The organism is Kocuria sp. CCUG 69068 (assembly GCF_020833785.1).
In the GTDB taxonomy this organism is placed as follows: Bacteria; Actinomycetota; Actinomycetes; order Actinomycetales; family Micrococcaceae; genus Kocuria; species Kocuria rosea.
In genome coordinates, this window is sequence record NZ_PDDL01000132.1 from 1 (window position 1) to 8,249 (window position 8,249).

Below are 8,249 nucleotides of genomic sequence, written 5' to 3' on the forward strand. Positions count from 1 at the left end.
GGCCGCCCCGTTCGCCGGGGCGGTGACCGTGACGGTGGCCGAGGGCGACACCGTGGAGGCGGGCGGCCAGGTGGCCACCATCGAGGCCATGAAGATGGAGGCCTCCATCACCGCCCCCACGGGCGGCACGGTCGCCCGGGTGGCCCTCAAGGGCGTCACCCAGGTCTCCGGCGGCGACCTCCTGCTGGCGCTCGACACCGCCGGCTGACCCGGCACGCCCGCGCCGGCACCGCGGCCCCCGGGAGGGCCGCGGTGCCGGCGGGGGCCGCCCGGCGGGCGCGCATAGGATGGGTCGCATGCGGAAATTCGACCTCATCATCATCGGCTCCGGCTCGGGCAACTCGATCCTCACCGAGGACTACGAGGGCCTGGACGTCGCCATCATCGACGGCGGGACCTTCGGCGGCACCTGCCTCAACGTCGGCTGCATCCCGACGAAGATGTACGCGTATCCGGCGAGCGTGGCCCGCCGCGCCCAGGAGGCGGACCGGCTCGGCCTCCACGTCTCGGTGGAGGACGTGCGCTGGCGGGAGATGCGGGACCGGATCTTCGGGCGGATCGACGCGATCTCCCACGGCGGGCTCGAGTACCGCCGGACGCTGCCGCACGTGACGGTCTACGAGGAGCACGTGCGCTTCACCGCCCCGCGGACCCTGCGCACCGCCTCGGGGGAGGACCTCACGGCCGACCAGATCGTGGTGGCCTCCGGCTCGCGCCCGGTGCGGCCGGAGATCCCCGGGATCGACCTGCCCCAGGTGCACACCTCGGACACGGTGATGCGCATCGAGGAGATGCCCCGCCGCGTGGTGGTGGTCGGCGGCGGCTACATCGGCGCCGAGTTCGCCCACGTCTTCTCCAGCCTCGGCGCGCGGGTCACCCAGGTCAACCGCTCGCACCGGATCCTGCGCTACCACGACCCGGAGATCGCCGAGCGGTTCGCCCGCGAGGCCTCCCGGCAGTGGAAGCTGGAGACGGGCTGGTCGCTGAGCGAGGTCGAGGAGTGGGACGGCGACGAGTGCGCCGTGATGGTCACCTTCCGCGACCCGCAGGACCCGGAGCTCGTCATGCGCCTGCCCGCGGACGTGGTGCTGGTGGCCACGGGCCGGCAGCCGAACACCGACGTGCTCGACGCCCGGGCGGGCGGGCTGGACGTGCGGCCGGACGGGCTGCTGGCCGTCGACGAGCACCAGCGCGCCCTCTCCGGGGGCCGCCCCGTCGAGGGCGTCTGGGCGCTGGGCGACATCAGCTCGCCCTACCAGCTCAAGCACGTGGCCAACGCCGAGGCCCGCACGGTGCAGCACAACCTCCTGCACCCCGGCGACCTCCGGGCCACCGACCACCGGTTCGTGCCCTCCGCCGTGTTCACCAGCCCGCAGATCGCCTCCGTCGGCATGACGCAGCAGGAGGCCGAGCAGTGGGCGGTCGAGCAGGGCAGCGAGATCACCGTCAAGGTGCAGGACTACGGGGCCACGGCCTACGGGTGGGCCATGGAGGATCGCACGGGGCTGTGCAAGCTGATCGCGGAGAAGGGCACCGGTCGCCTCCTGGGCGCGCACCTGATCGGGGAGGAGGCCTCCCTGCTCATCCAGCCGCTGGTGCAGGCCATGTCCTTCGGCCTCGACGCGCACACGATGGCGCGCGGCCAGTACTGGATCCACCCCGCCCTGAGCGAGGTCGTCGAGAACGCCCTGCTGGGCCTCGACGTCCCCGAGCACTCACCGCTGTCCCCGGGGGCCCTCGTCGGCGGCCGGTGATCCCACCGGCCGCCGGCCGGCCCGGGGTCAGCCGCGGCCCGGCAGGTGCGCGTGGGAGAGCTTCTCCTTGATCCGCTCCGCCGGGGTGACGGGGGCCGCGGCCGGATCGGGGGCGGGGCGCGAGTAGATCTCCTCGATCCGGTCCGCGAAGTCCTGGGCGATCCTGGCCCGCTTGATCTTCATGGACGGGGTCAGGTGCCCGGAGGCCTCCGTCCAGTCGACGTCGAGGATCTCGAAGGCCCGGATGCTCTCCGCGCGGGAGACCGCCTGGTTCGCCCGGGTGACGATGTCCTGGACGTGCTCGACGACCTTCGGGTGCCGGGCGGCCTCCGCCACCGGCATCGCGGGGTCCAGGCCCATCAGCTCCAGGCGGGCGGGGAGCACGTCCTGGTCAAGGGTCACGAGGGCGGCCACGAACGGCCGGTCGTCCCCGACCACCATGACCTGGGAGACCAGGGCCGAGGCGCGGATGGGGTCCTCCAGCACGTTGGGGACCACGTTCTTGCCGCCGGCGGTGACGATGATCTCCTTCTTCCGGCCGGTGAGGGTGAGGGCGCCGTCCTCGTCGAGCGAGCCGACGTCGCCGGTGCGGAACCACCCGTCCTCGAAGGCCTCGGCGGTGAGGTCCTCCCGCCCGTGGTAGCCGCGCATGACGTGGGTGCCCCGGACCAGGACCTCCCCGTCCTCGCCGATCCGCACCTCGTTGCCCGGCAGCGGCAGTCCCACGGTGCCGATCTTGCCGATCTCCGGGGTGTTGACGGCGATCGGGGCCGTGGTCTCCGTGAGCCCGTAGCCCTCCACGACGTACACGCCGATCCCGTTGAAGAAGTGGCCCAGCCGGGTGCCGAGGGCCGCGCCGCCCGAGACCGCGTGCGTGACCTCCCCGCCCATCGCGTCCCGCAGCTTCGAGTACACGAGCCGGTCGTAGAGGGCGTGGCGCGCGCGCAGCAGCGGCGGGATCCGCCCGTCCTGACCGGCCTTCGAGTACGCGACGGCCGTGGTCACCGCGCGCTCGAAGATCAGGGACTTCGCCCCGCCGGCCTTCTCGGCCTTGAGGCGGGCGCTCTGGTAGATCTTCTCGAACACGCGCGGGACGGCCAGGATGAACGTGGGCCGGAAGGCCCCGAGGTCCGCCATCAGGTTCTTCACGTCCGGGGTGTGGGCCAGGACGGTCCCGGAGTAGAGGGCGATCACCTCCACGAAGCGGGCGAAGACGTGGGCCAGCGGCAGGAACAGGAGCGTCCGGGCGCCCGGGTGGATGATGTCCTCGACGACCAGGGTCGTGTTCTCGCACAGCCGCACGAAGTTCCCGTGCGTCAGCTCGCACCCCTTGGGCGGTCCGGTGGTCCCCGAGGTGTAGATGATCGTGGCGACGTCCTCGAGCCCGCGCGACGTGCGGCGGGCCTCGAGCTCCTCGTCCGGCACGTCCGCGCCGGCGCGCGCGAGCTCGTCGAGGCCCGTGCCGGTGCCGTCCAGGCGCCAGACGTTCTCCGCGGCGCGGAACGGCGTCTCCCGCGAGGCGGCGAGCACGGAGTCCTCGAGGGCCTGCGTCTCGACGAACACGGCCTTGGCGTCGGAGTCGCCCATGATCCAGGCGATCTGCTGCGCCGAGGACGAGTCGTAGACGGGGACGGGCACGGCGCCGGCGTACCAGATCGCGAGGTCTGCGAGGGTCCACTCGTAGCGCGTCCGGCTGAGGATGCCCACCCGGTCCCCGGGCTCGATCCCCGCGGCCACGAGACCCTTGGCCACACCCTGCACGGCGGCGAGGAACTCCCGGGCGCGCACCTCGCGGGCGGCCCCCTCCGGCCCCAGGACGGTGTACAGGTGCGGATCCTCGTCCTGGCCCGCCTGCATGAGCAGGAAGTCGGTGATGCGGCTGTGGGCCGGTGGGTCCACGAGGGCGTCGGTCGCGACGTGGCGCATGGGGTTCTCCTCGGATCGGGGTCGGTGGGCCGTCCGCTCCAGTCTAGTGAATTGGCTCACGCAAACCCCGTCAGACGCGGGCGCCGTCGTCCAGCTCGTCGCGGTCGTCGGGCAGGGACCGCAGCAGGTGGCCGATGGCCCCGACCACGGCGACCAGGCCGCCCACGATGGCCCACCACGGCAGGGAGCCGGGCAGGAGGGAGAGCACCACCAGCAGCACGGGCACCCCGACCAGCACGGTCCAGGACAGCAGTGCCCCGCCGCTGAGTCCCTGCGTGACCGGCCCGGGGTCGGGGGAGTAGGGCGCGTCGTCGTCCCCCGCGTCCTCCGGCTCCCCGGCGCCCTCTGCCCCGGCAGCCTCCGCTCCGGCGTCCTCGGGGGACCAGTCCCGGGGCCCGGCGAGGTGCCGGTCCCCGGCCCGGCGCACGTCCTCGAGGTCCGACACGATCCGGCTCCACTCGTCCTCGGGGCCGTGCCCGGCGCCGCCCGGCGTCCCCGGGCCCGCACTCATCGCCGGTCCCCCCGGGAGGCGGGGCGCAACGGTCTCGCGGTGACCGGGTTGCGGCCCGCCAGCAGGTCCTCCAGGAAGCGCACGGACCGCGCCGCGACCACGTCCGCCTCCCGGTCCAGGGTGGCCACGTGGAAGCTCTCCGCCAGCCGCACCAGCTCCACGTCCCCGCCGGCCCGGCGCAGCACGTGCAGGTGCGAGGCGTCCGACACCACGTGGTCGTGCAGCGAGCGCAGCACCAGGACCGGGGCGGTGACCGCGGGCAGCATCCTCCGGGTCCGGGTCATGAACCGGCCCAGCTCGGCGACGCCCGCCACGGGCGTGCGCGGGTAGGCGTGCTCGGTGACGCCCGGGAGGCTGATGTCGTCCCCCACGCCCGGCACGGACGGCACCGCGCGGTGCAGGGCCGGGGCGAGCCGGGCCGTGCGGCTGACGAGGGACAGCGCCGGGTTCAGGGCCACGACCCCGTCGACGGGCAGGGTCGCGGCGAGGTGCAGGGCGAGCGCCCCGCCCATGGACAGCCCGCACACCACCACCACGTCGTGCCGGGCCCGCAGCCGCTGCACGTGCTCGGCCGCGTGGTCGCGCCACTGCTCCCAGCGGACGCCGGCGAGGTCCTCCCAGCGGGTGCCGTGGCCGGGCAGCACGGGCCCGACGACGTCGGCGCCCGCCGCGTGCAGCGCCCGGCCCCAGGGGCGGACGCTGAACGGGACGCCGGTGAAGCCGTGCAGCACGAGCGCGCCCGCGGGCCCGTCGGCCGGATGGTGGAAGGGCGCGCCGGGATCGTCCGCGGCGGCGGGCCCGACGGTCGCGGAGGGGGCGGGCAGGTGCTGGTCCTCGACGGGTGGCGTCATGCGTCCATGATGTCAGGGCGGGCGCCGTCGGCGGGCGGACCGGCGCGGGTGCCCGTGCGGACGTGAGAGAATACCGGAGGCCGGACCCGGTCCGAGCGGCACGGACCCTCGCGACATCCCGATCAGCACGAAGGAGTCCCCTCCCACATGGTCTACATGTTTCTGAAGCGCTACGTCGTCGGCCCCCTGATCAACGTCGCCTTCCGTCCCGAGGTGCGCGGCCTGGAGCACGTGCCCGAGGAGGGCCCGGCCATCCTCGCGAGCAACCACCTCTCCGTCTCCGACTCGGTGTTCATGCCCGTGGCCGTGCCCCGGCAGGTGTACTTCCTGGCGAAGTCCGACTACTTCAACAGCCCCGGCGTCAAGGGCAGGGTGATGGCCGCGTTCTTCCGCGCCATCAACCAGATCCCCATGGACCGCTCCGGGGGCCGGGCCAGCGCGAAGTCCCTGAGCAACGGCGGCCGCAAGCTGCTGGAGGGCGAGCTGCTCGGGATCTATCCGGAGGGCACCCGCTCCCCGGACGGCCGCATGTACAAGGGCAAGATCGGGGTGGCCCGGCTCGCGCTCGAGACGGGGGCCCCGGTCGTCCCGATCGCCATGGTCGGCACCGACAAGGTCCAGCCGATCGGGACCAGGCTCCCGCTGCCCCGCCGCAGCGCCCGGGTCACCACGATCTTCGGCGAGCCCCTCGACTTCTCCCGCTACCGGGGCCGGCAGGGTGAGCACGCCCTGCTCCGCGAGGTCACCGACGAGATCATGCACGCGATCCAGGCCCTCTCCGGCCAGGTCTACGTGGACGTCTACGCCTCGGAGCACAAGAAGCGGCTCGCCGAGCAGAAGCGCCAGGAGACCAAGCAGGCCGCGGCGGAGCTCGTGGGCAACGCCAAGGACAAGGCGCGCAGCGCCGCCCACACCGCCCGCCGGACCGCGGACTCCATCGCCCACCGCGACCGTCCCGGCGCCGCGGACGACGACACCCCGCGGCCCACCGCACCCTGATCCCGCGCCCGGCCCCGCCCCGGACGAGACATAGGAAGACATGATGCTCGACTTCACCGTTCCCGACAGCCTCCGCAACCTCGCCTCCCCGGTGCCCTCCGCGGCCGACTACCCGGGGCTGGACGACTGGCGCGAGCTGGCCGCCGACCAGCAGCCGACCTGGCGCGACCACCCCGACTTCGCCGCCTCGATCGCCGAGCTCAACGCGGTCCCGCCCCTCGTCTTCGCGGGGGAGGTGGACAAGCTGCGCGACCGTCTGGCCGAGGTCGCCAACGGCCGGGCGTTCTTCCTGCAGGGCGGGGACTGCGCCGAGACCTTCGAGGGCGCCACCGCCGACCGGATCAGCGCCCGGGTCAAGACGCTGCTGCAGATGGCCGTGGTGCTCACCTACGGCGCGTCCATGCCCGTGGTGAAGATGGGCCGGATGGCCGGGCAGTTCTCGAAGCCCCGCTCGTCCAACGACGAGACCCGCGACGGCACGACGCTGCCGACGTTCCGCGGCGAGATGGTCAACGGCTTCGACTTCACCGAGGAGTCCCGGGTCCACGACCCGCGGCGGATGGTGCGCGGCTACCACACCTCGGCCTCGACCCTGAACCTCATCCGGGCCTTCACCACGGGCGGGTTCGCGGACCTGCGCCTCGTGCACGCCTGGAACATGGGCTTCACCACGAACCCGGCCCACGCCCGGTACGAGTCGCTCGCCCGCGAGATCGACCGGGCCGTGAAGTTCATGGACGCGTGCGGCGCGGACTTCGACGCCCTGCGCACCACGGAGTTCTACGCCGGCCACGAGGCCCTGCTGCTGGACTACGAGCGCGCGCTGAGCCGCATCGACTCCCGCACCCACCTCCCGTACGGCACGTCCGGGCACTTCCTGTGGATCGGCGAGCGCACCCGGGAGCTCGACGGCGCCCACGTGGACCTGCTCTCCCGGCTGCGCAACCCGATCGGCGTGAAGCTCGGCCCCAAGACCACCGGGGACGACGCGCTGGCGCTCATCGACAAGCTCGACCCGGAGCGCGAGCCCGGACGGCTCACCTTCATCACCCGCATGGGCGCGAAGAACATCCGGGAGAAGCTGCCCCCGCTCGTCGAGGCCGTGGAGCGCTCCGGCGCCAAGGTCGTGTGGGTCACCGACCCCATGCACGGCAACACCGTGTCCCTGCCGTCCGGGTACAAGACCCGAAACTTCGACGACGTCGTGGACGAGGTCCGCGGCTTCTTCGAGGTGCACGAGGCGATCGGCTCCTTCCCCGGCGGCATCCACGTGGAGATGACGGGCGACGACGTCGCGGAGTGCCTCGGCGGCGCCGACCCCGTCGACGAGTCCTCCTTCCAGGACCGCTACGAGTCGCTGTGCGACCCGCGCCTGAACCACATGCAGTCCCTGGAGATCGCGTTCCTCGTGGCGGGCTACCTCTCCCGCCGCTGAGCGCGGGACCGGCCGACGGGGCCGGGGCCGTTCCTGCCGTCCGCTCAGACGACGGTGAGGACGACCTCGGCCCCGTCCGTCGTCTGGGCCACCACGTAGCCGAAGGGGGCGCCGAGGCTCTCCTCGACCCGCGCCGCGAACCCCGCCTCCGCGAGGAGCCGGACCGCCTCGTCCACGGGCCTGCCAAGCACCCCGGGCGCGGAGTCGGCGCGGGCCCCGAGGGAGACGGCGAGGTCCACCGCCGACCCCTCGGCCACCGCCTCGCCCGCCTCGGGGTGCTGGCCCACGACCGTCCCGGCGGCGGCGGCGTCGGCGACCGGGCTCCGGGTGCCGACCGCCAGCCCGGCGTCCTCGAGGCGCGCCCGGGCGTCCTCCTCCGACATCCCGGTGACGTCGGGCGCGGTGGTCCGCACGGGACCGGTCGAGACCAGCAGGACGACCTGCTCCGCGGAGCGCACCGTGGCCCCGGCCTCCGGGTCGGTGCCGAGCACGGTGCCGGCGGGGGCCACCGGGTCCGCGGTCTCGTGCACGGCGACGTTGCCCAGACCGGCCCCGGCCAGGTACTGCTCGGCGAGCTCCGGACCCGCTCCCCGCACGTCCGGCACGCTCACGGTCCCGCCCGGACCGGAGCCCAGGAGCCAGCCCAGGAACGCCGCCCCGGCCACCGCGAGCGCGACCAGGGCCAGCGTCCCCGCCGCGTGCAGGGGCCGGGTGGGCCGCAGCTCGACCTCGGGCCGCCAGGGGTCGGAGGAGCCGCTCGAGGTCCGCGCCGG

8 protein-coding genes are annotated in these 8,249 nt (G+C 73.9%); 4 read left to right on the forward strand and 4 right to left on the reverse strand.

All coding sequences use genetic code 11. The annotated features are described in order from the left end of the window. On the forward strand, nt 1-208 hold a 208-nt coding region (locus tag CRM73_RS16985), incomplete at its 5' end, for a biotin/lipoyl-containing protein (protein WP_305067811.1). Nucleotides 209-296: 88 nt separating this feature from the next. Further along, nucleotides 297-1,754: a mycothione reductase gene (locus tag CRM73_RS16990; RefSeq protein ID WP_017833707.1), complete on the forward strand. Its 1,458-nt coding sequence runs from the start codon at nt 297-299 to the stop codon at nt 1,752-1,754. Between the two features lie 27 nt (nt 1,755-1,781). On the opposite strand, the gene CRM73_RS16995 is transcribed toward CRM73_RS16990, so the two are convergent. From CRM73_RS16995 to CRM73_RS17005, 3 genes are all read right to left on the reverse strand, one after another. After that, the gene (locus tag CRM73_RS16995; protein ID WP_229588593.1) at nt 1,782-3,680 is read right to left on the reverse strand and encodes a long-chain fatty acid--CoA ligase; all 1,899 of its coding nucleotides are present in this window, start codon (nt 3,678-3,680) and stop codon (nt 1,782-1,784) included. A 70-nt stretch (nt 3,681-3,750) separates the two neighbouring features. Next, nucleotides 3,751-4,191, reverse strand: a complete 441-nt coding sequence (locus CRM73_RS17000) for a hypothetical protein (protein WP_109243784.1) — start codon at nt 4,189-4,191, stop codon at nt 3,751-3,753. Next, a complete protein-coding gene (locus CRM73_RS17005) occupies nt 4,188-5,042 on the reverse strand; it encodes a carboxylesterase (RefSeq protein ID WP_095651541.1) in 855 nt (284 codons plus the stop codon). Before CRM73_RS17005 ends, CRM73_RS17000 begins: the two co-directional genes overlap by 4 nt. Before the next feature lie 147 nt (nt 5,043-5,189). On the opposite strand from CRM73_RS17005, the gene CRM73_RS17010 reads away from it, so the two are divergent. Together CRM73_RS17010 and CRM73_RS17015 are read left to right on the forward strand one after the other, a co-directional pair. Then, nucleotides 5,190-6,041 carry a 1-acyl-sn-glycerol-3-phosphate acyltransferase gene (locus CRM73_RS17010; protein ID WP_017833703.1) on the forward strand — a complete coding sequence of 284 codons (852 nt, stop codon included), beginning with the start codon at nt 5,190-5,192 and terminating at the stop codon, nt 6,039-6,041. Between the two features lie 40 nt (nt 6,042-6,081). After that, a complete protein-coding gene (locus tag CRM73_RS17015; RefSeq protein ID WP_017833702.1) occupies nt 6,082-7,476 on the forward strand; it encodes a class II 3-deoxy-7-phosphoheptulonate synthase in 1,395 nt (464 codons plus the stop codon). 44 nt (nt 7,477-7,520) lie between these two features. Here CRM73_RS17015 and CRM73_RS17020 read toward each other — a convergent pair. Continuing rightward, nucleotides 7,521-8,249: PASTA domain-containing protein (locus CRM73_RS17020; protein ID WP_229588594.1), on the reverse strand; the 729-nt coding region annotated here is incomplete at its 5' end.

What these genes read in the sequence shown, in the direction of transcription:
- CRM73_RS17010 (WP_017833703.1), top strand. Translation starts at nt 5,190, where the DNA reads ATGGTCTACATGTTTCTGAAGCGCTACGTCGTCGGCCCCCTGATCAAC.
- CRM73_RS16995 (WP_229588593.1), bottom strand. Translation starts at nt 3,680, where the DNA reads ATGCGCCACGTCGCGACCGACGCCCTCGTGGACCCACCGGCCCACAGC.
- CRM73_RS17005 (WP_095651541.1), bottom strand. Translation starts at nt 5,042, where the DNA reads ATGACGCCACCCGTCGAGGACCAGCACCTGCCCGCCCCCTCCGCGACC.
- CRM73_RS17000 (WP_109243784.1), bottom strand. Translation starts at nt 4,191, where the DNA reads ATGAGTGCGGGCCCGGGGACGCCGGGCGGCGCCGGGCACGGCCCCGAG.
- CRM73_RS16990 (WP_017833707.1), top strand. Translation starts at nt 297, where the DNA reads ATGCGGAAATTCGACCTCATCATCATCGGCTCCGGCTCGGGCAACTCG.
- CRM73_RS17015 (WP_017833702.1), top strand. Translation starts at nt 6,082, where the DNA reads ATGATGCTCGACTTCACCGTTCCCGACAGCCTCCGCAACCTCGCCTCC.